This window comes from Aquimarina algiphila (assembly GCF_007489275.1).
GTDB lineage: Bacteria > Bacteroidota > Bacteroidia > Flavobacteriales > Flavobacteriaceae > Aquimarina > Aquimarina algiphila.
Map to the genome: position 1 here is coordinate 1 of NZ_VLNR01000085.1, position 24,784 is coordinate 24,784.

General features: G+C 32.9%; 16 protein-coding genes and 1 pseudogene. 13 read left to right on the forward strand and 4 right to left on the reverse strand.

Going from position 1 to position 24,784, the window contains the following annotated elements; all coding sequences use genetic code 11:
• The 6 genes and pseudogenes from FOF46_RS32760 to FOF46_RS26930 all read left to right on the forward strand — a co-directional run.
• A pseudogene (locus tag FOF46_RS32760) lies at positions 1-112 on the forward strand (IS982 family transposase); the annotation flags it as partial.
• Between the two features lie 376 nt (positions 113-488).
• Positions 489-3,287, forward strand: coding sequence for a TonB-dependent receptor (locus FOF46_RS26910; RefSeq protein ID WP_143918620.1), 2,799 nt, complete (start codon positions 489-491; stop codon positions 3,285-3,287).
• A gap of 37 nt (positions 3,288-3,324) precedes the next feature.
• The gene (locus FOF46_RS26915; RefSeq protein ID WP_143918621.1) at positions 3,325-4,629 is read left to right on the forward strand and encodes a hypothetical protein; all 1,305 of its coding nucleotides are present in this window, start codon (positions 3,325-3,327) and stop codon (positions 4,627-4,629) included.
• A gap of 507 nt (positions 4,630-5,136) precedes the next feature.
• A complete protein-coding gene (locus tag FOF46_RS26920; protein ID WP_143918622.1) occupies positions 5,137-7,902 on the forward strand; it encodes a TonB-dependent receptor in 2,766 nt (921 codons plus the stop codon).
• Between the two features lie 52 nt (positions 7,903-7,954).
• Positions 7,955-9,175, forward strand: a complete 1,221-nt coding sequence (locus tag FOF46_RS26925) for a hypothetical protein (RefSeq protein ID WP_143918623.1) — start codon at positions 7,955-7,957, stop codon at positions 9,173-9,175.
• A 275-nt stretch (positions 9,176-9,450) separates the two neighbouring features.
• A complete protein-coding gene (locus tag FOF46_RS26930; protein ID WP_143918624.1) occupies positions 9,451-11,298 on the forward strand; it encodes a thrombospondin type 3 repeat-containing protein in 1,848 nt (615 codons plus the stop codon).
• A gap of 91 nt (positions 11,299-11,389) precedes the next feature.
• On the opposite strand, the gene FOF46_RS26935 is transcribed toward FOF46_RS26930, so the two are convergent.
• Positions 11,390-12,796, reverse strand: coding sequence for an MATE family efflux transporter (locus FOF46_RS26935; protein ID WP_143918625.1), 1,407 nt, complete (start codon positions 12,794-12,796; stop codon positions 11,390-11,392).
• A 301-nt stretch (positions 12,797-13,097) separates the two neighbouring features.
• Between FOF46_RS26935 and FOF46_RS26940 the strand changes: the two genes are divergently transcribed.
• The 5 genes from FOF46_RS26940 to FOF46_RS26960 all read left to right on the forward strand — a co-directional run bounded on the left by FOF46_RS26940 (position 13,098) and on the right by FOF46_RS26960 (position 16,971).
• Positions 13,098-13,442: a T9SS type A sorting domain-containing protein gene (locus FOF46_RS26940; protein WP_167571962.1), complete on the forward strand. Its 345-nt coding sequence runs from the start codon at positions 13,098-13,100 to the stop codon at positions 13,440-13,442.
• Between the two features lie 103 nt (positions 13,443-13,545).
• Entirely contained in the window at positions 13,546-14,526 is a 981-nt protein-coding gene (locus FOF46_RS26945) for a LuxE/PaaK family acyltransferase (protein WP_143918627.1), read from the forward strand.
• A gap of 3 nt (positions 14,527-14,529) precedes the next feature.
• Positions 14,530-15,549: a hypothetical protein gene (locus FOF46_RS26950; protein ID WP_143918628.1), complete on the forward strand. Its 1,020-nt coding sequence runs from the start codon at positions 14,530-14,532 to the stop codon at positions 15,547-15,549.
• 5 nt (positions 15,550-15,554) lie between these two features.
• Positions 15,555-16,073 carry a DUF350 domain-containing protein gene (locus FOF46_RS26955; RefSeq protein ID WP_143918629.1) on the forward strand — a complete coding sequence of 173 codons (519 nt, stop codon included), beginning with the start codon at positions 15,555-15,557 and terminating at the stop codon, positions 16,071-16,073.
• Positions 16,074-16,521: 448 nt separating this feature from the next.
• Complete coding sequence (locus FOF46_RS26960; RefSeq protein ID WP_143918630.1) at positions 16,522-16,971, forward strand: YHS domain-containing (seleno)protein; 450 nt, start codon at positions 16,522-16,524, stop codon at positions 16,969-16,971.
• A gap of 145 nt (positions 16,972-17,116) precedes the next feature.
• Here FOF46_RS26960 and tyrS read toward each other — a convergent pair whose 3' ends face one another.
• Positions 17,117-18,412: a tyrosine--tRNA ligase gene (gene tyrS / locus FOF46_RS26965; RefSeq protein ID WP_143918631.1), complete on the reverse strand. Its 1,296-nt coding sequence runs from the start codon at positions 18,410-18,412 to the stop codon at positions 17,117-17,119.
• A 317-nt stretch (positions 18,413-18,729) separates the two neighbouring features.
• Here tyrS and FOF46_RS26970 point away from each other — a divergent pair, with 317 nt between their 5' ends.
• Positions 18,730-21,729, forward strand: a complete 3,000-nt coding sequence (locus FOF46_RS26970) for a CHAT domain-containing protein (protein WP_143918632.1) — start codon at positions 18,730-18,732, stop codon at positions 21,727-21,729.
• Between the two features lie 224 nt (positions 21,730-21,953).
• Positions 21,954-22,964: an NAD-dependent epimerase/dehydratase family protein gene (locus FOF46_RS26975; RefSeq protein ID WP_143918633.1), complete on the forward strand. Its 1,011-nt coding sequence runs from the start codon at positions 21,954-21,956 to the stop codon at positions 22,962-22,964.
• Here the strand turns inward: FOF46_RS26975 and FOF46_RS26980 are convergent.
• On the reverse strand, positions 22,939-23,445 hold the full coding sequence (locus FOF46_RS26980) for a DUF4296 domain-containing protein (protein ID WP_143918634.1): 507 nt from the start codon (positions 23,443-23,445) through the stop codon (positions 22,939-22,941). The two genes, FOF46_RS26975 and FOF46_RS26980, sit on opposite strands and share 26 nt — an antisense overlap.
• On the reverse strand, positions 23,442-24,782 hold the full coding sequence (locus FOF46_RS26985) for a dihydroorotase (protein ID WP_109434374.1): 1,341 nt from the start codon (positions 24,780-24,782) through the stop codon (positions 23,442-23,444). The genes FOF46_RS26980 and FOF46_RS26985 overlap by 4 nt, the downstream gene beginning before the upstream one ends.
• Between the last annotated feature and the right edge of the window lie 2 nt (positions 24,783-24,784).

Below are 24,784 nucleotides of genomic sequence, written 5' to 3' on the forward strand. Positions count from 1 at the left end.
GGGATTTAAAAATAGAATCTTATCAAAGATCACAGCAATGACCATTATTCAATATATCAATAGGTTTGAATTCAACAGAAATATAAACAACCTAAAAATTAATATTAACTAAATGCACAACGGGTTAAAAAATGTAAAAAAACGCCTCACTTAATGAGGCGTTTTTTTATGACATAAAATGAAAAAAAATGACTCTCATTTTTCCTTTACTTGACTTTTCTACAAAAAGGGTTTTTAATATTTTTTTCACATTACAAATCGTAAAAACATTTCCTTAACAATACCAGGCACTGCGCTAAGCATCATTTCAGGTATTTATTTTCAAGCAATTTAAAATACCACTAACACATTCTTAATGTTAAGAAAACACGTCTCATGTGCATCTGCATAACAATTATCTAACATTAAAATGATACACAATTAATTTTTGAATAACACACATTTAACACTTCCTATCGTTCTTTGCCGGGAATTTCAGAACAAGTTAAATGAAAAAAATTGTTACGCTCCTTGCGCTATTTTTTGTAGGAATACTCTTCGCGCAAGAAACCGGTTCTATAACTGGTACATTGTTAGACAAAGAATCTAACAACCAACCTTTACCTTTTGCTAATGTATTGATAAAAGGAACGACAAAAGGAACGACTACAGATTTTGATGGTCTATACACTATTGACAATCTAGAACCTGGTACATATACCGTAGAATTTAGTTTTGTTGGATACGAAACATTAGACATTAAGGAGGTTGTAGTAAAAGCTAATGAAGCAACAACAGTAAATGCCTCTATTGGGGCGAGTGCTGCTGCACTTGATGAGGTAATTATTAAAACAACTACTAAAAAAGAATCTGAAGCTGCTATCTTATTAGAACAAAAAAATGCAGTTACGATTCAGCAAAAGATAGGTGCACAAGAACTTTCTAAAAAAGGAGTAAGCGATGTCGCTACTGGATTAACTAAGGCTACTGGTATCTCCAGACAAAGTGACAAATTATATGTACGTGGTTTAGGTGATCGTTATAATAATGCATATTTAAATGGATTACCAATTCCTTCATTAAATCCAAAATTAAAACTTATTGATCTAGGAATATTCCCAACAGGTATTGTAGAAAATCTAGGAATCTATAAAACCTATTCTCCTAACATCTATGGAGATTTTGCGGGAGCCAGTGTAAATATCGACACCAAAGATCGTCCTGGGAAAGGCTTTTTAGAAGTTGGATTTACTTCGGGAGTTAATACCAATGCTGTAGGTAATGATTTTTTCTTACTTGATGGTGGGCAATATGATGAATGGGGATTAGATGACGGATCAAGAAGAGTGCCTATATTTTTAGATATTCCTAACTACAACTACGTAAGTACTCAAATTGATTATTTCCCATTTGACACTTCTTTTAATCCTAGAAAAAGATTTAATGCCCCTGATGGAGGTGCTAATATTACTGGAGGAAAAAGCTTTACTATTAATGATGAGCAAAAACTTGATGTATTAGTTACTGCATCGTTTAGTCAAGATCATAAAACCGCACTTAACGGAACAGAAGCTTCTTTTAATTCTCAAGGAGGAATAATTACAAATTTCGATAACACCGATCGATACCAATACAGTACAAATACTACCGTATTAGGAAGCTTAGGGTATCGCTGGAATTCTAATAACAAAATATTAGCAACTACTTTATTTGTAAACGACACTCAAGATGAATTAAGGGAGTTTATAGGGATCGGAAGTGAAGCTACAGATGTAACAATATTTGCCAGAAGAGGAACCTATGAACAAAATACGTTGTTTACACAACAACTAACTGGTGAGCATAAGTTTGCTGAAGATAAATATAAACTAGTTTGGGGTGGTGCTTATAACAAAGCACAAGGATTGATTCCCGATCGACGTACATTATTTTTCACAGAATTATCTCCTGGTTTTTTGGTACTAGGAAACCGTACCAGTCCAGATTTTGCTAATAACCAACGTTTTTATCAGGAATTAGACGAAAATGATTATTCTGGAAAACTGGATTTTGATATCAACTTCGGAAAAGATGAGGATGACAACTTTAAAAACAAATTGACGGTTGGGTTAGCAGCCAGATCAAAGGATAGAGATTTTGAAGCTAATCAAGTAAATTATAATGTAAATAACTTTAGAACTACAAATGTAGATTTTAATAATCCTGATGCATTATTAAGTGAAACTAATTTTCTTAATGGATCATACATTGTTTTAGAAAACCTTAATCCAACCCGAATTTATGAAGCTGACTTATTGACTTTGGCTGGTTTTGCTAATCTTCAATATGAGCTATCCTCTAAATTGACTTTTAATGGAGGAATAAGAACAGAGTTATTTGAACAAAATGTATTCTACAGAGAGCAACAAGACCTAGAAACTTCTCCTTTTAGGAAACAAACAATTGACGAAACTTTTATTTTACCTAGTATTAGTTTCAAATATGAAATCAATGAGCAATCAAATCTACGTTTTGCAGCTAGTAAAACAGTAACATTACCTAAATTTACAGAAGTCGCTCCCTTTTTAGATGAAGATGTTACCGAAATAACTTTAGGAAATCCTATTCTTGAAAATTCTGATAACTATAATGTTGATCTTAAATGGGAACATTTTCCTGAACAGTCTGGAGAATTAGTAGCCGCTACATTATTTGGTAAATATATAGAAAACCCTATAGAAAAAGTATTTGTAGCCTCTGCAGCAAACCAAAATACATTTGTAAACTCTGATAATGCAATCATCTTTGGAGCAGAATTAGAATACAAAAAGAATCTTGGTAATTTATTTAAAGTAGAAGAAACGGTTTGGAACAATTTAAATTTCGGAATTAACGCCACTTTGATGTATTCTAAAGTCAAAATTGATAATAGCGTTACAACATTTAATGGCTCTAATATTGCTCCAACAAATCTAGACAGACAATTACAAGGTGCATCACCATACCTAATCAATACAGACTTATCATACTCTAAAACTTTTAATACTCACAAAATAACTTCAGGATTAGATTTCAACATCTTTGGAGATCGTGTGTATTCTGCCGGAGGTAATGGAGTAGGAGATATTTTTGAAAAAGGATTTGGATTACTAAACTTCAATTTTAAAGATGAAATTGGTAAGCATATTGTATTAAGTTTTAAAGCAAAAAACTTATTAAACCCATCTATAGAAAGATACCAGGATCAAGAAAATATCGGTCAAGAGTTTACTACCTATAAGTTTGATAATGGAATCAACATCAGCCTTGGAGTAACATTTAAATTATAAGAAAATTAAACAACAACACAATTAAGCATTTATAAAAATGAAAACAAGAAATTTATTTACAGGAATTATATTGGGCATTACACTTGTATTTGGTGCATGTACCATTCAAGAAGATAATATTGGTGATATCACCATCAACGAAGGAGGAGGGACAGGTACTACATCAGGAGCAGTAGTATTAGAAGGTCAAATTACCGAAAACCGCACATTAACTTCTAGTGAAGTATACGAATTAAGAGGTGGAGTTTCTGTTGTTGACGGAGTAACATTAACTATAGAAGCAGGTACAAGAATTATCGCTGGAAATACTGGTGGTGTATTTGCATACTTAGCGATAGAGCAAGGAGCAAAAATCATTGCAGAAGGTACTGCCAGCCAACCAATAGTATTTACTTCTAACAAATCAACTCCTAATCCTGGTGATTGGGGAGGTTTATTATTAGCTGGTAAAGCTCCAATCAACAGAGGAACTACCGCTACTACAGAAGTTGCAAGTCTTACCTATGGTGGAACCGACGCTACAGATGACTCAGGGATTTTACGTTATGTACGTTTAGAATATACTGGTGGTAAAATTAATGCCGATGCAGAATACAACGGATTGTCTTTGTATGGTGTTGGTAACGGAACTACTTTAGAATATATCCAAGCTTTTAATGGTAATGATGATGGTATCGAATTTTTTGGGGGAACAGTAAATCTTAAATATGCTATCGTCACTGGTGCAGGTGATGATTCTTTTGATTGGACAGATGGATGGACAGGAAATGGGCAATTTTGGATCGTACAACAAAGTACTAATGCAGGAGATCATGGAATTGAAGCTGATAATCTAAAATCAAATAATGCAGCCGCTCCTTTTTCAAACCCAACGTTATCCAATATTACTCTTATAGGAGCTGAAGATGGTGATGGGAAGAATGAAGCTATTTTATTCAGAAGAGGAACCAAAGTATCTATTCATAATATGATTATCAAAAGTTTTTCTAAAGGTATAGAGCTAAATGATGATCAAACCTTTACAAATTTAAACAATAACGAACTTACCATTCGTAATTCAATTATTGATAATCCAACACCCTTTGAATTAAGTGCAGGAACCGCGACAGTGGATCTAGCCAATTTTGCGACTTTCAACAATTATTCAACAGATGCTTCAGGAACAGCAGTTCCTGCTTCTTTCGAAATAAATGGTTTTAGAGGTACATATCAGTTTACAGTTGCTGTAGACGGTGTAGACAATTTTGACCCTTCAACTTTAGGAGCATTTTTTGATGCTGCTAACTATGTAGGAGCATTACAAGAAGGTGACACCTGGACATCTGATTGGACTCGTTTATAAAACACACAATATATTTATTTTAGCTATGATAAGCCTGGCAAATGCCAGGCTTATTTTTTTGCGTTTTAACACACAAACCCTTCAAATACCTAGCAATCAACACAAAACATGAAATCAAAAAGAAAACTCATTCAAGAATTTCATATTTTGCCGATTCTGTTTTATCTCATTGTTAAGTCCCTTTCTGCAATTTTACCGGTATTAACACTCACATAACAATTTTCTAATAATTTACACAAAGTAGAATCTTTCTCAACGACACTATCAAAGGCAACTAAATTCTTGTCATTTATTACACTTTCCTATTTCCTGAAAAATCCTATTGCACAAAAGGTTAGCATCAATTTATTAACATCAAATCCTACTCAAAAATTACACTAAAAAATCCTACAAATCTCACCTTTTCTTCATTTTTCCTACATCACAATCCCTTAAACTAACCATAATAGTGGGATAAAATCTATTACTGTAAAACCGTATTTATTTGTAACAGATTTAAAACACAAAATGAGAAAATTATTTACGATAGCAGCTCTACTTTGTTTAGGTGCTGTTTTTGCACAAGAAACCGGGACAATTGCCGGTAAATTATTAGACAAAGAATCAAACAATCAACCACTTCCTTTTGCTAATGTAGTTGTTCAAGGTAGTACAAAAGGGTCTTCTACAGATTTTGATGGATTATTCGAGATTACAGAAGTTCCTGTTGGCACCTATACTATAGAATTTAGTTTTACGGGATACCAAACTGTAGAAATACCTAATGTAGTAGTAGAAGCAGATAAAGTAGCTGTCGTAGATGCCACTATGGGTGCTACCGCAGCAGCTTTAGAAGAGGTCGTTATAAAAGTAATAACTAGTAGAGAACGAGAAGAAGCCCTTTTAATAGAACAAAAGAATGCAGTTGAAATCAAACAAGCCATCGGTGCCCAGGAATTAGCCAGAAAAGGGGTTAGCGATGCTATAGGAGCAGCTACTAAAATATCTGGTGTTGCCAAACAAGAGGGTTCAAATAAAGTATATGTTAGAGGTCTTGGGGATAGGTACAACGCCACAACTTTAAATAATCTTCCATTACCCTCAAATGACCCTAGATACAAAAACATTTCTCTAGACCTATTTCCAACCGACATTATCCAGAATTTAGAGGTTAGTAAGGCGTTCTCAAATACTCAAAATGGTGATGTAGGAGGAGCGAATATAAATATAAACAGTAAAGTTTTTGAAGGCAAAAGTGGTCTTAATGTTGGTATATCAAGTGGATTAAATACTCAAGCAATTGAAGTCAACGATTTTAAAACCATCGACGGTGCAAATTGGATAGGTATAGCGGATCATACAGATCCTAAATTAACAGATTTAACAGTATATGCATTTGATGACAACCTAGCACCTGATGAATCTAGTATTATCCCGTTAAATCTAAGTCTTTCTTTAGATTGGGGTAAGAGATTTAACTTTGGAGATGAAAGTTCATTGTCAATGTTCTTAGTAGGATCATTTAGTAATGGCTATAATTACAGAGATGGTGTTTCTGTAAACTTTAACAATGATGGTACTTTTGGAAGTAATTACGGAAGCGCTGAAGAATTTGATTACTCAAATACAAAAGTAGCAATGGGTAATTTTAAATATAAGATAAACTCTTCAAATGACATATCATATAATACTTTTATAGTTCATTCAAACAGCCAAAAAGTACAAGATTATTTAGGTACAAAACCTGATGTAGCTGATACGGAAGGAGAGTTAGCAAGAGTTGTACAACAAACTGAAAACCAAAACTTATTATACGTTAACCAACTAATTTCAGAACATCAAATCGGTGAGTTTTTTGATATCGATCTTGGAGTTTCTTATAATCTAGTAAAAAATGATGAACCTAATAGAAAAAGAAATATTTTCATTATCAATACTGATGATAATATAACACGTTTGGCCTCTGGAACTCCAAGAAATAATAGTCGATATTATCATAATCTTAAAGAAGATGATATTAATGCTAACGCTGGGATAACAAGGTATTTCGGAGGAAGAATAAAAGATGATAATAAAGGAAAAATAAATCTTTCATACAACTTTAGAAATACAACAAGAGATTTCGAAGCCATTTATTTCGACTATAATTTACCAAGTCCAATAGTTATTGACCCCACAAATCTAGAAGCTACTTTAAATCAAGAGGCATTAGATAACGACGTCTTTAGATTTACAACAGGTTTTGGATTTGGAGAAGATGCTCTTAATCCTTTTAGGTACAATGCGGATAAACTTATAAATGCCATAGCGTTAGGTGTGGACTATAAATTTTCAGATAAGTTTTATATAAGTGTTGGAGGGAGGTTTGAGGATGTAAAAATGGAGGTTGAATGGTTTACCAATCTTACAAATTCAGATAGAGATAATGGAGGACCGCTAAATATTGATGAGACCTATTTCTTACCATCTCTTAATTTAAAATATAACATCAACGAAAAAAATATACTTCGCCTTTCTGCCAGTCAAACTTATACATACCCCCAATTTAAAGAAGTAGCGCCATTTGTATATGAAGGCATTGATTATTTAGAGTCGGGAAATCCTCAATTAGAACCATCAGACAATTACAACATTGACTTAAAGTGGGAAATTTATCCCAAAAGTGATGAATTAATATCTGCATCCATATTTGGGAAACAAATTAATAATGCAATCAACAGAATAGAGCGTATATCAGCAGCTGACCGAAACTTTACCTATGCCAACTTAGGTGATGCAACAATAGCAGGGGTTGAAGTTGAAGCTAAAAAGAATTTGTATACAAATGAGAATGAAGATGATAAATCTCAAAAAATAAGTTTGGGAGCCAATGTAACATATATGTATACCAATCTAGATTTCAAAAACACTGATGAGCTTGAAAATCAAGGAATCCTTATTACTGGTGAAGATTCAGAACTAGAAGGAGCAGCTCCATTATTAATAAATAGTGATATCACCTATAGAAGCATTAATGATGAAAAAGAATTTTTAGCAACCCTAGTATTCGCTTATCAAGCTGACAAAGTTTATAGTATTGGTTCAAACTTTAATAACAATACTGTACAGAAATCTTTTGCTAATCTAGATTTTATTTTAGAGAGAAAATTTAATGACCAAATCGGAATTAAGTTCAAAGCAATAAATCTTTTAAATCCTAAAATTGAGCAGGTAAGAGATGTTCCAGAAGAATTTATCATAAGGTCTTACCAAAGAGGGTTAAATTTTTCCTTAGGTGTTAACTATAAATTTTAAACAAGTACATAATTATAATTACGCATATTTTAAACTCAAAAAAACAGAAAACATGAAAAGATTATTTTTATCAAGTTTGGCAATTGCTGCTTTATTAGTAGCTTCTTGTAGCAGTGATGATGATGCTCCAACAACTCCTCCAACAACTGGGCCAACTTTGGATGGTACTATTGCTAGTCAGGATGATGATGATTTAATAGTAACTGATCTTAAGGGTAATATTACAGGAGATATTACTTTAGCTGCAAGTGAAGCTTGGGTTCTTACAGGATCATTAACCGTAAAATCCGGACAAACTTTAACTATTGAAGCTGGTACGACTATAAAAGCAAAAGCAGGTGGAACAGATGTATTCTTAGCTGTTGAACAAGGGGCTAAAATAGAAGCTAAAGGTACTGCAGCTGCTCCTATCAAATTTACATCAAATGCAGCTAATCCAAGACCAGGTGACTGGGGAGGAATAGTAATTGCTGGAAAAACTCCGACTAATAAAGGAGCAACCGCAGAATCTGAAGTCGCTGGACTTAATTATGGTGGAACAGATAACGCAGATAACTCTGGTACTCTTACATATGTAATTGCTGAATATACTGGAGCTAAAATCAATGGAGATCAAGAATTTAATGGAGTCTCCTTTTATACTGTAGGTACAGGAACTACTATCAACAATATTGCTGTTTTTAACGGTGCAGACGATGGTATTGAATTCTTTGGCGGTACCGTTAATGTAGAAAATGTTCTTTGTGTAAACATCAAAGATGACATGTTCGATGGTACTGAAGGGTATAACGGAACTTTAACTAATCTTTTCGGAGTTAGAGAAAATGGATTTAATGATGCAACTGAAGACCCTAGAGGAATCGAGTTCGACAGTAATGGTTCTAACAATGCTGCTACACCAGTTTCAATGCCTACTTTTGAAAAAGTTACAGTATTAAACCTTTCTGAAATAACTCCATTAAAATCTGGTGCAGAAATCAGAAGAGGTACAGAAGCAACTATTAATAATGCTTTCTTTGGTACAGTAGGTAGTGCTTCTTTTGGTAACAGAGTAGATACTAAAGATGATAAAGGAAATGGAACAGTTACCTTTACGAATGCCGTACAGCAGGGTAATGTAGGTGATGACAAAGCAGGAGGTACTATTACTGGTACTTTTACTACTGATAATGATGCAATCACTGTAGCAACTGATGGTACAATATCTGTAAAAGCCGGAGTTGGGGCAGATTTCTCAAAATTTGCTTGGACTGGATATAAACTAAAAAACTAATATATTAGTTTTAACCTAAAAAAAGCTGCCAATTGGCAGCTTTTTCTTTTTAACCTAGTTTTTCTAAAGGTAGTATTTCTAACAATTGCTCATTTATATTAAACACAATCATTACTTACAATACTCTTATAAAATCAATACTACACATCTCACAATGTTACTAAAATCTTATCACTGTTAAACAATAGTAAATTAACAACCAAGTACTGGAAAACCTCAACACCATCAATCAAATTTTGAAGTAATTTTAATATAACTTTTAAAACCTATTTATTATGAAAAACTTAAAGTACTTTTTATCAATTATGTTTGTATTATCTGCATTTATTACACATGCTGATGTTGGAATTGCAAAAGGTTACAAGCTAAAATATTTGGGATCCACCCTTTCAGCAGCTACAAATAAAGTTTGTCCTGACAATAACAACATAGCTAATTTATCCACATCGCATGTTAACATTTTTTCTTCTTCCATTTTACAAACACAAAAAGTATACAAAAGAAATAATGATGGTAGAATTAGCTATTACTATGTTGACGAAATAACACCTCCTATTACAGATAGAGATGATATTGAAGGTAGTTTTACTCTAATTGATAATATATGTGATAACCCATATGTGAAAGAGCATCAATTTAAGAATTTAGGAAGCACATTTGATCAAGCATTTCAGAATCTCTGTAATTCTAACAATTATCAAAATCTACCTATTCAGTCAACGAACATTAATATGGCTGGCACATTACCCCTAAATACAGTTTACACAAGAAATTATGACGGACAAACTTCTTATTTACTTATTACTGGAACAAAAAACGAAGAAGTAAGTGATCGAGATGTTTATGATCGTTCAAATTTCAGTGATGAGCGAATCACTATATGTATTGGTCAATATGATCAAGGATACACATATAAACGCTTAGGAAGAACACTTGCTGAAGCAAATGAAAAAATCTGTACATTAGAAAATCTACCTGTGTTTCAATTTAATATTGATTACGAATCAAATTTTAATTTTCTAAATACTAAAAAAATATACAAAAGAACTTTAGAAGACGGAGGTATTGATTATGTTTATATATTAAATGGATCTTCTACCCCCTTTCCGGATAGAGATATATATTCCAGAAACTCCTTAAGCTCCAATTCCATTAATATTTTTTGCGATGAAGATGGGGATGATATTGCAGACGAATTGGACAACTGCCCATCTACATATAACCCTGATCAAGCTAACAATGATGGCGACAGTAAAGGAAACGTGTGTGACAATTGCCCTAACAACAGTAATAATAACCAGGCAGATCTTGATGGAGATGGTATAGGGGATGTATGCGATAGTGATCGAGATGGAGATGGTATTTCTAATAGTAATGATAATTGTCCTGATACATCTAACCCAAGTCAGTCAGACACAGATAATGATGGTATTGGCGATGTTTGTGATCCTATTGACAATAACGCTAAATATGATTTACAACTTACAGAATCTAAAGTCACAGTAAATAGTACTTGTGGCAGTTGTCCCTCTCAATTAAATCTATTAAACCCACAATTTGCTGGAGGAACCTTTCCTGTAAGAAAACATTTCATAGATTTCACTCCAGCAGGTGCTGGAAGTTCTGTAAATATGATTTTTACAATAGAAAACATGGGAGATGGTCCATCAGAACCTGTAGATGTAAACTTTTATTTATCCCAAGATTATAATAGTATACAAGGGGTAAAAGCAAATGACAAAACAGTAACTATTCCTAGTATTCCTGCAAATTATACTTATGTTGTGCAAGCAAATGTTGATTATGATGATTTTAGAACTGCTCAAGGTCCTTACTATATCGTAATTGATGTGGAACCAGGCAGTAAAGATACAAACAGAAGTAATAACTTTGTAAATATACCCACATATGTAAGATGTATTGCATGTTCTAGATCTGCCTCTTCATTAAAAGTTAATACCAATAGCCCATATAAGGTTAGTATTTATACTATTACCGGTCTTATGCAAGCAAGTTATACTGTAAATAATCAAGCAGAAGAAAAAGAAATCACAAATCAATTACCTAAGGGATTCTATATTATCAAAAACGGTACTGATACTTACAAAGTTGCTAAGGAGTAAAATTTGATGAACTAAAATAGATCTATCTTATCATATTAACGGAAACGAAGTATTGCACCTCGTTTCCGTTTTTTTTTGTTATCTAATAAGCTTACACTCGAACCTCTTTCCATTTTCCTTTTCTAAACCAAATAATACCGATCACAGCAATCAGTACTTCGGCAAAGGTTATGGCTAGAAATACGCCCATGGCTCCCCAATTCAATACCAAAGCAGCGAAGTATGCAAATGGTAGTTGAAATACCCAAAAACAAAAGAAATTAATAATAGTAGGTGTTTTTGTATCTCCGGCTCCATTAAACGATTGTATGATCACCATTCCATAGGCATAGAATACATACCCTGCAGCAATCACACGTAAGCTTAATGCTCCGTATTCTATAACTAATGGTTCAGCGCTAAATATTTTTATAATAGCTTCAGCAAAGATGAGATAGAGCACAGATACGACAAACATAAAATAAGCATTATATTTTCCAGTTTTCCAAACAGATTGTTCTGCTCGTTCTGGTTTTGCCGCACCAAGATTTTGACCTACCAATGTCGCAGCAGCATTACTCATCCCCCAAGATGGCATGAGTGTAAACATTAGCACTCTAATTGCAATAGTATATCCTGCCAATACTTCACTACCGAATTCAGCCATAATCCGCATCAGGAACACCCAACTAGAAGTCCCTATAATGAATTGTCCGATACCTCCTAGAGATACTTTTACCAGGTTTAACATGGTCTCTGCTCTAAAAACAATGTCTTTAAAAGCAATTTTAATTTTACTCCATCCGTAGAAAAGGATCAATAATTGAAATATGACAGCACTACCTCTACCTATTGTAGTAGCAATTGCCGCTCCCTGAACTCCGAATGAAGGAATAGGTCCAAATCCAAAAATAAAAACAGGATCCAGAATGATATTTAGAAGATTAGAAAATATCAACACTCGCATTGCAACTGATGCATCTCCTGCACCTCTAAATACTGCATTAATCAGGAACAATAACATAATAGTTATGTTTCCACCTAATAATACCTGGGTGTATCCATGACCACTTGCTATAAGATCAGGTTCTGCCCCCATGAGTCCAAGGATTTCTTTGGGAAAAAGAATCCCAAATACACTAATTACCATGGCTATTATAGTTCCTAAAAGTATAGATTGTACTGCCGCTTGTGAGGCACCATTAATATCTTTTTCGCCCACTCGTCGTGCTACAATTGCGGTTGCCCCCATACTTAATCCTATGGCTACTGCGTAAATTAAAGTGAGTACAGATTCGGTTAAACCAACTGTAGCTATGGCATTTGCTCCTAGGCTAGAAACAAAATAAGCATCTACCAAAGCAAAGATGGACTCCATCATCATCTCCAGAATCATAGGCACAGATAGCATAAAAACAGCTTTGCGAATGCTTCCCGAAGTGAATTCTTGTTCCTTACCGGTTAATGCGATTTTAAAATATGTAAATAGACGAGTAAACGTGAGTTTATTTTCAGTCATGATTAGTTAGAATTATGAAATATTAGAAATAAAAATAGAATAAGAAGAAGACTAGGAAGAAAATCTTAGCTTCTAAATCGCAGGGTCTCTATGTGCACAATTATGTACATAATTCTTTTATAACTTCATGATAACACAAATATGCGGCATTATTTTTGAATAAAAAATTAAAATTGAGTTAAAAACCGTAATTCATGTAGAGGACAACCGTCTAATACATTTTTAAAGGGAAGTAAGCCGTAATTATATTATATTTTTAATATTTATGTTGTATATTTATAGCCCCAAAATAAATATTTGTATGAAAAAAATCTACTTGCTATTCATATTTATTGGTCTCATATGCTTTTCCTTTACTCCAGGAATACAAGCACAGTCCGGTAGTCTCGACAGACAACAATCAAGTGATACAAAGATTAAAGGATTACGTATTTCTCCTAATCCTGCTAGTGGAAACACCCTTTATATTACTTCAGATAAAAACCTTACTAAAACCATTACTATTTTTACAACTTTAATTCGTAAAGTAGAGTTTAAAGTTTTAATTGGTAAAGAATTAGATATCTCATCTCTACCACCTGGTATTTATATAATGAGAATTAAAGAAGAAGATAAAACGTCTACTGTAAAATTTGTTAGGAACTAACATCTTACAACCATACTTAGTTTTTAGAAGTAATAGTTTTTAACCTCTAAAAAAAGACAGTCTTTTTTATACCTTTGTTCTACAAAATTGTTGAACAAATTTTATGCTGACAGATACCATTTTTTCTATTCAAAATAATACAGATTTTGAGCGGTCAGCACTACGCGTTTTTAATCATCAATACAGTAATACTTTAGTTTATCAAAGGTTTTGTAACCTTCTTGGAATTACGAAATCTTCTGTAAAACATATTGATGATATTCCTTTTTTACCTATTCAATTTTTTAAACAGGAAAAAGTAGTAAGCACCCAATCTTCAATATCTAAAATCTTTACTAGCAGTGGCACTACAGGCAGTACAACCAGTAAGCACTATGTAAGTGACCTTAGTATTTATGAAAAAAGTTTTAGAAAAGGGTTTCAACATTTCTATGGAGATATTACTGAGTTTGTAGTATTAGCATTACTCCCTTCATATCTAGAAAGAGAAGGTTCTTCTCTTATCTACATGGCAGAAAAATTGATTGAAGACAGCAATCAACCCGAAAGTGGATTTTATTTATATGAAGCACAAAAACTAGTAACAACCCTTCAACAACTCTTAACAAAAGGAAAAAAAGTTTTACTTCTTGGAGTTTCTTTTGCGTTATTAGATCTCGTAGAAAATTTTGATATCAAGCTAAATGATTCTGTTGTCGTAATGGAAACAGGTGGTATGAAAGGCCGTAGAAAAGAAATGATACGACAAGAATTACATCAAATCCTTAAAGATGGATTTGGTATTTCTCAAATCCATAGTGAATATGGCATGACCGAATTATTATCTCAGGCCTATTCTAAAGGTAACGGCATTTTTTATTGCCCTCCCTGGATGAAAGCCTCTATAAGAGACCCCGAAGATGCTTTAACCATATTAGATGCTAACAAAACCGGAGGCATAAACATTATTGATCTTGCTAACATCAACTCTTGTTCATTTATAGCAACTCAGGATCTCGGTAAAATTTATAATGATGGAAGTTTGGAAATTTTAGGTAGATTTGATCATAGCGATATTAGAGGCTGTAATCTAATGGCATTATAAACTATGGCACAAAACAAATTAGGCTGTTTTTCATTTCCAGCAATCATTGTACTCGCAATAATTGGAAGTAGTTTTGTTCAGACTTTTTTACCTGTTTCTTCATTTACTTCTTTTGCAATAGTGCTACTTACTTTTTCCTGGATACTAGGAAAAATACAAGATTCTAATCAAAAAAAATCAAACTGGCGCTATATGATTTATAGTGGGTTTGTTATCATATTCATTTTAGGAATTAGATATGCAATTACTACCATTCCAACATTTCAGGAAACTCAGCAACCAGAAATTTCTGAAGATATTTATCGGGAGAAGGTTTTAGAGAAAGGAGACTCTATTATGCTATTGCGTCAAAAAAGAGCATGGACAGATAATTATGGCAATTCATTTGAAGGAAAATTTTCAGTTCGGGAAAAAGAATATATTTCATCAAAAACAGCATACGCAAACAATTCACAAAAACACAAGCAACAGACCTGGGGGAAATTATATCAATACCTAGCAACTTCGGATACTCCAAAACTTGATTTAATTCTAGAAGAACTCGAGAAAATTAAAACTAAAAACAAACTCAATCCATTCGAATTTGCAGAAATGGTGGTCACCTTTATACAAGATATCCCGTATGCTTTCGTTTTTGACACCGCATGTCAATCTCCAGACAAATACGAAGATTCTATCAGGATACTACTAGAAAAATGCAAGGATTGTTGTATTGGTCGTATTCCTTTCGGTATACAAAACCCAGTGGGTTTTATGGGGAACTTAAAAGGAGATTGTGATACCAGAACCGTTATTATTTATGCTATTCTTAGTCATTTTGGATATGATGTAGCCATCCTTAATAGCGATTACTATAAACATTCTATCCTTGGATTGCATATTCCGGCAAAAGGAAAATTTAAAATCAAGAACGGGAAACGATATTATGTTTGGGAAACCACCAATAAATATTTTACAATTGGAACACTGCCCAAAAATTTTGACAATATAAATCATTGGTACTTTGTACTTACTAATACTTAAAAATTATGCAAACCAAATTATTAACACTCGCTTTTATAGAAATAGCTCTTGCTATTGTGGTTTCTGTACTTATATTGTTCATTTCTTTTAAAATATTACAAAGAGTATTTTTTAAAAATGTTTCTCTTAGAGAAGACAATATTGCGTTCTCGATTTTTACTGCAGGTATTATCTTATCGATTGGTATTATACTAGCAGAAATTATCCCTTCTATCACTAATATAATACGACTATCGATGTCTAATGGAGATGAGATTTCTTTTGGCAAAATTGTTCAATATTCGGGATTGTACTTATTTATAGGATTCGCTTTTGCAGTCACAATCAACACCTCTGTATTTTTACTTTTCTCAGTGTTAACCAAAGGTGTAAATGAATTTAAAGATATTCAGCAAAATAATGTTTCGACTGCAATAGTGGTTACCGCAACTCTATTATCTATTACTTTAATTGCAAAAGACAGTATTAGCTTACTAATTAGTGCACTGATTCCTTATCCTGAAACTAGTAATTTCTTACTCTAGAGCATCTGATTTTAAAAACTCTATCACTCTCACCTCTAACAAAACCAAGAAGTTGATCAACAATTTGGTTATTATCGTATTAAATCTGTAATGATTGGTTTTTTTTACGACCTAATAGATGTACTCAAAATAAAGAATTGTAATAATAATTTAAACTCCCATTTTATAATAATTCTATAGAGTAAAAAAATAGTTTAAGATGATCAATGATCATAAAGAGTGTTAAGTTTTAATTGATTGGTTAGTTCATAAAGTCTGCTAGAGTAATATCTATGCAGGCTTTATTATTAAAAATCCATAAGCCATTGATTATTAACACAGTACAAAAACATCTTATCCAGACATAAATCAAAATTTACGTGCTAAAAAAACACTTATAATTATGTTAAAAATGTAATGATCAGATTTTTTTACGACTGAACTAATGAGACTATAAGTAATGAGAATTATGAAACTATATATCACCTTATTTTTTATTTCTTTTGTGGCCGTGGTAAGTGCCCAAAAAATAGATTACAATACCGATAAAAATTATATCGCAGAGGGTTATGATGTTACAGAATATTTTAACAACAAAGCGGTAAAAGGAGATAATAAGTTCGTGTTTACCCACGATACGGTAAAATATAAATTTACAAGTCAACAGAATTTGGAAAAGTTCAAAAAGAATCCTGGTAAGTATGTACCTCAATACGGAGGGTATTGTGCCTATGCAGTTGCAGTAAATAGTGAAAAAGTAGATATAAACCCAAAGACGTTCGAAATAAGAGATGGCAAACTATACTTATTTTATAACTCCTGGGGAATAAATACACTAGAAAAATGGAAAGATGAAGATGCGAATACGTTACAAGCAAAAGCTGATACGAATTGGCAAAAAATAAAGATAAAAAAGTAATGCAGTCCTATTGAAGCTGTATGTAATGCTAAGTTTTTTCAATAATTGATTGGTTAGTTGACAACGCCTGCTAGAGAGATTCATGCAGGCGTTGTTTTTTTATGTATAAAGTAATATTGTCTTTAACTATAAACTAAATAGAAGATCAAACTACTCGAATCACAAAATAGTTCTTTTTACCACGTTGTAACAATACAAACTGATCATTAATTAAATCATGTTCTGTTATCGAATATCCTTCGGCAACTTTTTCTTTATTTACCGAAATAGAATTTTCTTTCAATGCTCTCCTTGCTTCTCCGTTTGATTTTAGGAAACCTGTTTTTTCTGCTAAAGCTCCAATAATATCTAAACCATTGCTTATCTCTTCTTTTCCTACTTCTGCCTGCGGAACACCATCAAAAACATCTAAAAAAGTAGCTTCATCAAGATCTTTAAGATCAGCCGATGTAGATTTTCCAAAAAGAATAGCAGAAGCTTTAATCGCATTATCGAGATCTTCTTTAGAATGTACAATCACGGTAACCTCATCTGCCAATCTCTTTTGTAATACACGAAGATGCGGAGCTTCTTTATGTTCATCAACCAATGTTTTTATCTCTCCTTCTGTCAAAAAAGTAAAAATCTTAATATATTTTTCTGCATCTTCATCACTGGTATTTAACCAATACTGATAAAATTTATAAGGAGAAGTTCGTTTAGCATCTAACCATACATTTCCACCTTCAGATTTTCCGAATTTAGAACCGTCTGATTTGGTGATCAATGGACAGGTCAAAGCATATCCTTTACCTCCTGCGATTCTTCTAATCAGTTCGGTTCCTGTGGTGATATTACCCCATTGGTCACTACCCCCCATTTGCAACGTACATTCATGTGATCTATACAAGTGTAAAAAATCATACCCTTGTACCAATTGATAGGTAAATTCTGTGAATGACATTCCTTCTGATGATTCTGATGAAATACGGTTCTTTACAGAGTCCTTCGCCATCATATAGTTTACAGTGATGTGCTTACCGACATCTCTGATAAAATCAAGAAATGAAAAATCCTTCATCCAATCATAGTTATTCACTAATACCGCAGCGTTAGGCACTTCACTTTCAAAATCCAGGAATCTGCTTAATTGAGATTTTATAGCTTCTTGATTATGACGTAATGTTTTTTCATCAAGTAGATTACGCTCTGCCGATTTCCCAGAAGGATCACCAATCATACCTGTAGCACCTCCTACCAAGGCAAATGGCTTATGACCAGCTCTCTGGTAATGTGCTAATAACATAATAGGAACCAGATTACCAATATGCAACGAATCTGCGGTAGGGTCAAACCCCACATAAGCCGATCTCATTTGCTCCATTAGGTATTCTTCGGTGTTGGGCATTGCATCATGTAACATCCCTCTCCAACGTAATTCTTCTATAAAATTCTTAGCCATTTTTATGATAATTCGATTCAAAGCGACAAAGATAAAAATATGGACAATATCCAGCTATGAATATGTAAGAAATCAGCATTACATTGTTTTTCATCATTAACTTTGTCATTCCAGCGAAAGCTGGGATCCATTTTGAAATCCATAATTACAGATCCCAGCCTTTAGTTTATCTTGAGCACTTCGACTACGCTCAGTGCAAGCATTCTCAAAGGTCGGGATGACAATTACATATTAAATTTTAACTCCAACATCACATAAACAAAGTAACATTTTTACGTATTTTGTTACTCACTAGAGAACACTACACTTCATCACCTATGAAAACATTACATTCTATTTCTTTTGTATTCATCATCTTTTTTATGATCATTTGTCATACTGCACATGCGCAAGTAGAAAAAGATACTCTATTGGCATCTCAATATTTTAAGAAAGGGGATTCTTTATTGATTGATGCAAAATATGGTGAATCTATTAAACTCTTTAGAAAAGCATTACCTATTTACAAAGAAATTAAAGCTTGGGAAAAAGTGGCAAGTTGTTATAATAAAATCTCAGAAAATCAATGGCGTAAATACGATGATGAAGAATCTCTCATAAATGCAAAAAAAGCACTAAAAACAAGTTCTAAATATCTTAAAAACAATATTGAAGAAGCTATTGCATATGGCAACATAGGAGTATATCACAGATATTCTTTGGATTATGAAACAGCCATAGAAAACTATAATAAAGCGTTGACTATTAAACAAAAAATAGCACCTAAACCATACAAAGAAATCAGTGTATCATATGGTCGTATTGGTACTATTTTCCTACTAAAAGGAGAATATGATAAATCTTTATTATTTCTTAAAAGGGCCTTGTCTTTAGGAATTAAAGTTTATGGTAAAAGTCACAAAAACATTGGCTATTCTTATAACGAAATTGGAAGAGTATACATCTCAAAAAAAGAATATGAAAAAGCCTTAGACTATTTTAAAAAAGCATTAACTATTTTTTCTAATAAAACCAATTTGCAAATAGAAGCCGCTTCTTCATTAAACAATATAGGTGTTGCCCTTAGAGGAAAAAAAAAGTATTATGAAGCATTAAAATATTATAATAGAGCCTTAGATATATATTTAAAGGTATATGCCAAGGAACATGTAAGAGTGTCAAATTCTTATTATAATATTGGTTTAATTCACCATGATTTAAAAGAATATGAAAACGCATTAGAATATTACAATAAAGCATTGACTATTAGACTCACTAAATTAGGCAAAAACCATTCTTATGTAGCTAATTCTTATTTTCTTATGGGATGGAGTTATTATGAGAAACATGAATATGAAAATTCACTTATACATTATAAAAAGTCCTTAGACATAAACTTAAAGCTTTCTTCTCCTAACCCCACTATGATTGCAACGTTATATCATTTTACCGGAGATATTTTTAATAGAAAAGGAGAATACCATAAAGCTCTACATTATTATCAATTAGCACTAGAAGCTAATACATTAATAAACAAAACAAATAAAAATAATGTAAATCAATTTTTTGATTTAAACATAGCTTTGGAAATTTCACTTAATCAAGCAAAAGCTTTCCAGAAGTTATATCAACAAGATAACAATCTTAAGGATCTACAACAAAGTATTAATACCTATAAAAAAGCAGATACCTTAATTCACAAAATAAGACAAGAATTAAGTAAACCAAAAGACAAACTAGAATTTGCTAAAATCACTAAAGAAGTTTACACAGGAGCGATTGAAACTGAACTATTATTTAATACTATCCATAAAAAACATAATGACTTAAACAACATCTTTTATTATTTGGAACAAAGCAAAGCGAACATTTTAAAAGAACTATTAAACAATTCGAGTGCTATAAACTTCGCTGGATTATCTGTTGAATTAGTTGAACTAGAAAAAAGTCTTAAAACAGATCTTTCTTTTTATCAATCTAGAGTTAATAAGGAACAAGCCAAATCACAATTGGACACTTTGAAAATAAGAAAATATGAAAACAAACTATTCGACATCAATAGGCGACAAGATTCATTAACCCAAATCTTAGAAAAAAACTATCCCAAATATCATCAACTTAAGTACCAAAATGATATCGTTTCTGTTACAGATATTCAACAGCAATTGGATGATAAAACAACGGTATTAGAATTTTTTACGGGAGATAATATCTCTTACGCATTTACTATTTCTAAACATAATATTACCGTAAAAGAGCTTTCTACTCCAAAACTCACAGAACAGGTCGAAGCATTCCGTAAAAGCATCATAGATCAGGATGTTCGATCTTATAAAAAACAAGCAAATATATTATACCAAAAACTTATCGCTCCAATAGTAGATGAATTGATAGGTGATGAACTGATAATCGTTCCCGATGGTCCTTTATGGCATCTTAATTTTGATTTACTATTAACTCAAAAAGATGATTCTAATAATCCTGCATTGCTATCCTATCTGCTTAATGATTACGCCATCACTTATGCTAATTCTGCGAATCTGTTATTTGCGCCTTTTACAACCAATAAACAATCAGAGATACTACAGGAGTGTCTTGCATTTTCCTTTTCAGATAGCACACAAACCACAGCAACCAATACAGTGCGATTAGCGACGCTAAGAGATGCCGGAGGTGATTTACCAGGAACTCGTGAAGAAATCAGAGCAATTGCTGATATTATCGATGGACAATATTATTATGGTTCACAAGCGGTAGAATCTAATTTTAAGAACAATGCAAGTCGATATAACATACTACATCTGGCATTACATGGGGAGGTAGACAACGAACGACCAGAGAACTCAAAACTCTATTTTACCAAAAGTAAAGACACCATAGAAGATAACCTATTGTATAGCCATGAATTATTTGCTTTGGACATCCCTGCAGAACTCACAGTATTAAGTGCCTGCAATACGGGAGCAGGTAAAATTGCCAAGGGAGAAGGAATTATGAGTTTGGGTAATGCATTTCAATATGCAGGGACCAAGAGTTTGTTATTAACGAATTGGGAGGTGTCTGATAAAACCACACCTGATGTGATGAAATATTTCTACATCAACCTAAAAGCTGGCATGAATAAAGGTAAAGCCCTACAACAAGCCAAACTACAATACCTAGCCACGGCAGATATTAATCGAACAGCCCCTTTTTATTGGGGAGCGTTTTATTTGGTTGGAGATGCTGCTCCTATGCATTTTGAAAATAACACCCTTGTATATTGGGCTATGGGATTAGGTGTTTTAGGAATAATAATTCTTGTAGGGTTTTGGTATAGAAGGAAGAATAAAGTTTAACTAGTATTTTCAGACCTGTCAGGTCTATTATACAAAATCAGATTCCGGATCAAGTCTGGGATGACAAGAAATACTTTCCACTTCAAGTAGGAATAAAATCTATATTTAAAAAAGCTGTTGCATCATGCAGAAATATATTTCCCCGACAAAATATTTTCTTCTATAAGAAAGAGTACAAAAAACAGTCATTAATTACTTATTTTAGTACCCGCAGAATATATGCTATGATATTAGTTACAGGTGCCACAGGTTTAGTAGGAACTCATCTATTGGTTAGATTAATAAAGGACAAACAGTCTGTACGTGCACTATACAGAACCGAAGCCAAAAAAGAGCATGCTAAAAAAGTATTTTCCTCATATTTCTCTGAGGAAGAAGAACACTTATTCGAAACCATCCAATGGGTACAGACAGATATAAGTGATATCCCAACACTTACCGAGGCTTTTGAAGATGTCACTCATGTGTATCATTGTGCTGCCAAAATCAGTTTTAATCCTTCTCACTATAAAAAATTACGAAAAGCCAATATTGAAGGTACTGCTAATATTGTAAATCTTTGCCTAATACAAAACGTAAAGAAATTATGCTATGTGAGTTCGATCGCAACCCTGGGAGAAAATATATCAGGTGCTGCTATTGATGAAAATGCAGAATGGAACCCCGAAGTTCCTAATTCGGTATATGCCATTACCAAATACGGTGCAGAAATGGAAGTCTGGAGAGGCGTACAGGAAGGACTGGATGCTGTGATCGTAAATCCAGGAATTATTATCGGACCAGGTTTTTTTAATAGTGGTAGCGGATTTCTATTCAAAAGAATCCATGCCGGGATGAAATATTATACCACAGGAATAACAGGATATGTAGATATTGAAGATGTGATCAATATCATGACTCGACTTATGAATAGTACATTTACAAATCAACGTTATATTCTTGTTAGCGAAAACATAAGCTACAAAAGTGCCTTTTCTATGATTGCTAAAGGATTACAGAAGCCTATCCCTAGCAAAAAAGCTACTCCTTTCTTAATGAAAATAGCATATCACGCACAGCGTATCAGTCATTTTTTCTTTAGAACAAAACGATCTGTATTTCTATCGTCAATACGCAGTGCATTCTCTAATAGCTACTATAACAATGATAAGATTAGGACAACATTAGACTATGATTTTATCACGATAGAAAAAAGCATACAAAAAACAGCTACTTATTTTCTGAATCAGGAGTAACTCGCTTTTTCTTAGCCATTTCAATTTCATCTTCGATAAGAAGATCTTTAGTATTGATCAATTCGTCTTCGATCTTCAACGTATCTAAACTCTTCTGTATAGAATCTTCTATTTTTTTAATAGAGTCTTCCTCCTTTTTTAATGCTTCAAACTTAGTTCTTTCTTTTTCAAGTTTTGTTTTCACTCTTTCAAAAAGAGCTTTATATCTTTCCATATCACTGGTATACCAAGTGTTGTTTTCTGCAAAAACAATACTATCAATATCATATTTCCTAAGAATAAAAGCTTCAGGATTAATACTGTCCTCTACAAATGTTTTTCTATTTGATGATTTTGCTGCTTTTATAAAAGCGATATCCGATAGGATGTCAACCATACGATCTTCATCTATTATTATTTTTGGCTTTTCAGCTTTATCCAAACTCTGACATGCAATACAACATGTCAGAAAAACTATAGCATATATTAGGTTTCTAATCATCTATCAAAAGTTAATCGTTGTGCATGTCGCACCTCATAAAATTTAAAATTTTTGTATACTAGACTTCCGTTTACAAAAGTATGCGTGATTCTTGATTTAAACGTAGTTCCTTCAAAAGGAGACCATCCACATTTATAAGCAATATTATCCTTGTTTACAGTCCAGGGAGCGTTTAGATCTACTAAGACTGCATCTGCATAATATCCTTCTTTAATATATCCACGTTTCTCGATCTGGAATAATATTGCGGGATTGTGACACATTTTCTCCACAATTTTTTCTAAAGTTATTTTACCTTGATGATAAAATTCTAACATTGCTGGAAGTGCATGCTGCACCAAAGGACCTCCTGAAGGAGCTTTGGTATACACATTATCTTTCTCTTCTATAGTATGTGGAGCGTGATCTGTAGCAATGACATCAATTTTATCTTTCAATAGTGCTTTTAACAAAGCATCTCTATCTTTTGATGTCTTTACAGCTGGATTCCATTTAATTAATGTCCCCTTTTCTTTATAATCAGCATCAGAAAACCATAAATGATGAATACAAACCTCGGCAGTAATTTTCTTTTCTTTTAACGGAATTTTATTGGTAAATAACGCTAATTCTTTTGCTGTAGAAAGATGAAAAACATGTAATCTTGCTCCAGTTTTTTTTGCTAATGCTATAGCTTGAGATGATGACAAGTAACATGCTTCTTCACTTCTGATAGTTGGATGAAGTTCAATAGGAATATCATCTCCGTATTTTTCTTTATATTCTGCCGTATTTTTTCTAATTGTTTCTTCGTCTTCACAATGCACTGCGATCAATAAATCTGTAGATGAAAATATTTTTTCTAATACTTCTGGATTATCTACTAACATATTTCCTGTAGAAGACCCCAAGAACAATTTAAGTGCTGCTACTTTTTTAGGATCGACCTTTAGAATTTCTTCTAAGTTATCATTAGTCCCTCCAAACATAAAAGAATAATTTGCGTAACTTGTTTTTGCAGCGATTTCAAATTTTTCTTCGAGTTTTTCTATGGTAGTGGTCTGAGGATTGGTATTAGGCATTTCTATAAAAGAAGTAATCCCTCCGGCAATAGCTGCTCTGGATTCTGTTTCTATATTTGCCTTATGTGTCAATCCAGGTTCTCTAAAATGCACCTGATCATCTATTACCCCTGGTAATAGATATTTTCCTTCGGCATCAAAAATATGCACATCAGGTGATTTTGCACTTATCTGTGGTGCAATTTCCTTAAAGACACCATTTTCTATATATACATCTCCATTAAAAACATTTCCTTCATTAACAATGTTGGCATTTTTAATAAGTACATTCTCCATGA

What these genes read in the sequence shown, in the direction of transcription:
- FOF46_RS26910 (WP_143918620.1), top strand. Translation starts at nt 489, where the DNA reads ATGAAAAAAATTGTTACGCTCCTTGCGCTATTTTTTGTAGGAATACTC.
- FOF46_RS26915 (WP_143918621.1), top strand. Translation starts at nt 3,325, where the DNA reads ATGAAAACAAGAAATTTATTTACAGGAATTATATTGGGCATTACACTT.
- FOF46_RS26920 (WP_143918622.1), top strand. Translation starts at nt 5,137, where the DNA reads ATGAGAAAATTATTTACGATAGCAGCTCTACTTTGTTTAGGTGCTGTT.
- FOF46_RS26925 (WP_143918623.1), top strand. Translation starts at nt 7,955, where the DNA reads ATGAAAAGATTATTTTTATCAAGTTTGGCAATTGCTGCTTTATTAGTA.
- FOF46_RS26930 (WP_143918624.1), top strand. Translation starts at nt 9,451, where the DNA reads ATGAAAAACTTAAAGTACTTTTTATCAATTATGTTTGTATTATCTGCA.
- FOF46_RS26935 (WP_143918625.1), bottom strand. Translation starts at nt 12,796, where the DNA reads ATGACTGAAAATAAACTCACGTTTACTCGTCTATTTACATATTTTAAA.
- FOF46_RS26940 (WP_167571962.1), top strand. Translation starts at nt 13,098, where the DNA reads ATGAAAAAAATCTACTTGCTATTCATATTTATTGGTCTCATATGCTTT.
- FOF46_RS26945 (WP_143918627.1), top strand. Translation starts at nt 13,546, where the DNA reads ATGCTGACAGATACCATTTTTTCTATTCAAAATAATACAGATTTTGAG.
- FOF46_RS26950 (WP_143918628.1), top strand. Translation starts at nt 14,530, where the DNA reads ATGGCACAAAACAAATTAGGCTGTTTTTCATTTCCAGCAATCATTGTA.
- FOF46_RS26955 (WP_143918629.1), top strand. Translation starts at nt 15,555, where the DNA reads ATGCAAACCAAATTATTAACACTCGCTTTTATAGAAATAGCTCTTGCT.
- FOF46_RS26960 (WP_143918630.1), top strand. Translation starts at nt 16,522, where the DNA reads ATGAAACTATATATCACCTTATTTTTTATTTCTTTTGTGGCCGTGGTA.
- tyrS (WP_143918631.1), bottom strand. Translation starts at nt 18,412, where the DNA reads ATGGCTAAGAATTTTATAGAAGAATTACGTTGGAGAGGGATGTTACAT.
- FOF46_RS26970 (WP_143918632.1), top strand. Translation starts at nt 18,730, where the DNA reads ATGAAAACATTACATTCTATTTCTTTTGTATTCATCATCTTTTTTATG.
- FOF46_RS26975 (WP_143918633.1), top strand. Translation starts at nt 21,954, where the DNA reads ATGATATTAGTTACAGGTGCCACAGGTTTAGTAGGAACTCATCTATTG.
- FOF46_RS26980 (WP_143918634.1), bottom strand. Translation starts at nt 23,445, where the DNA reads ATGATTAGAAACCTAATATATGCTATAGTTTTTCTGACATGTTGTATT.
- FOF46_RS26985 (WP_109434374.1), bottom strand. Translation starts at nt 24,782, where the DNA reads ATGGAGAATGTACTTATTAAAAATGCCAACATTGTTAATGAAGGAAAT.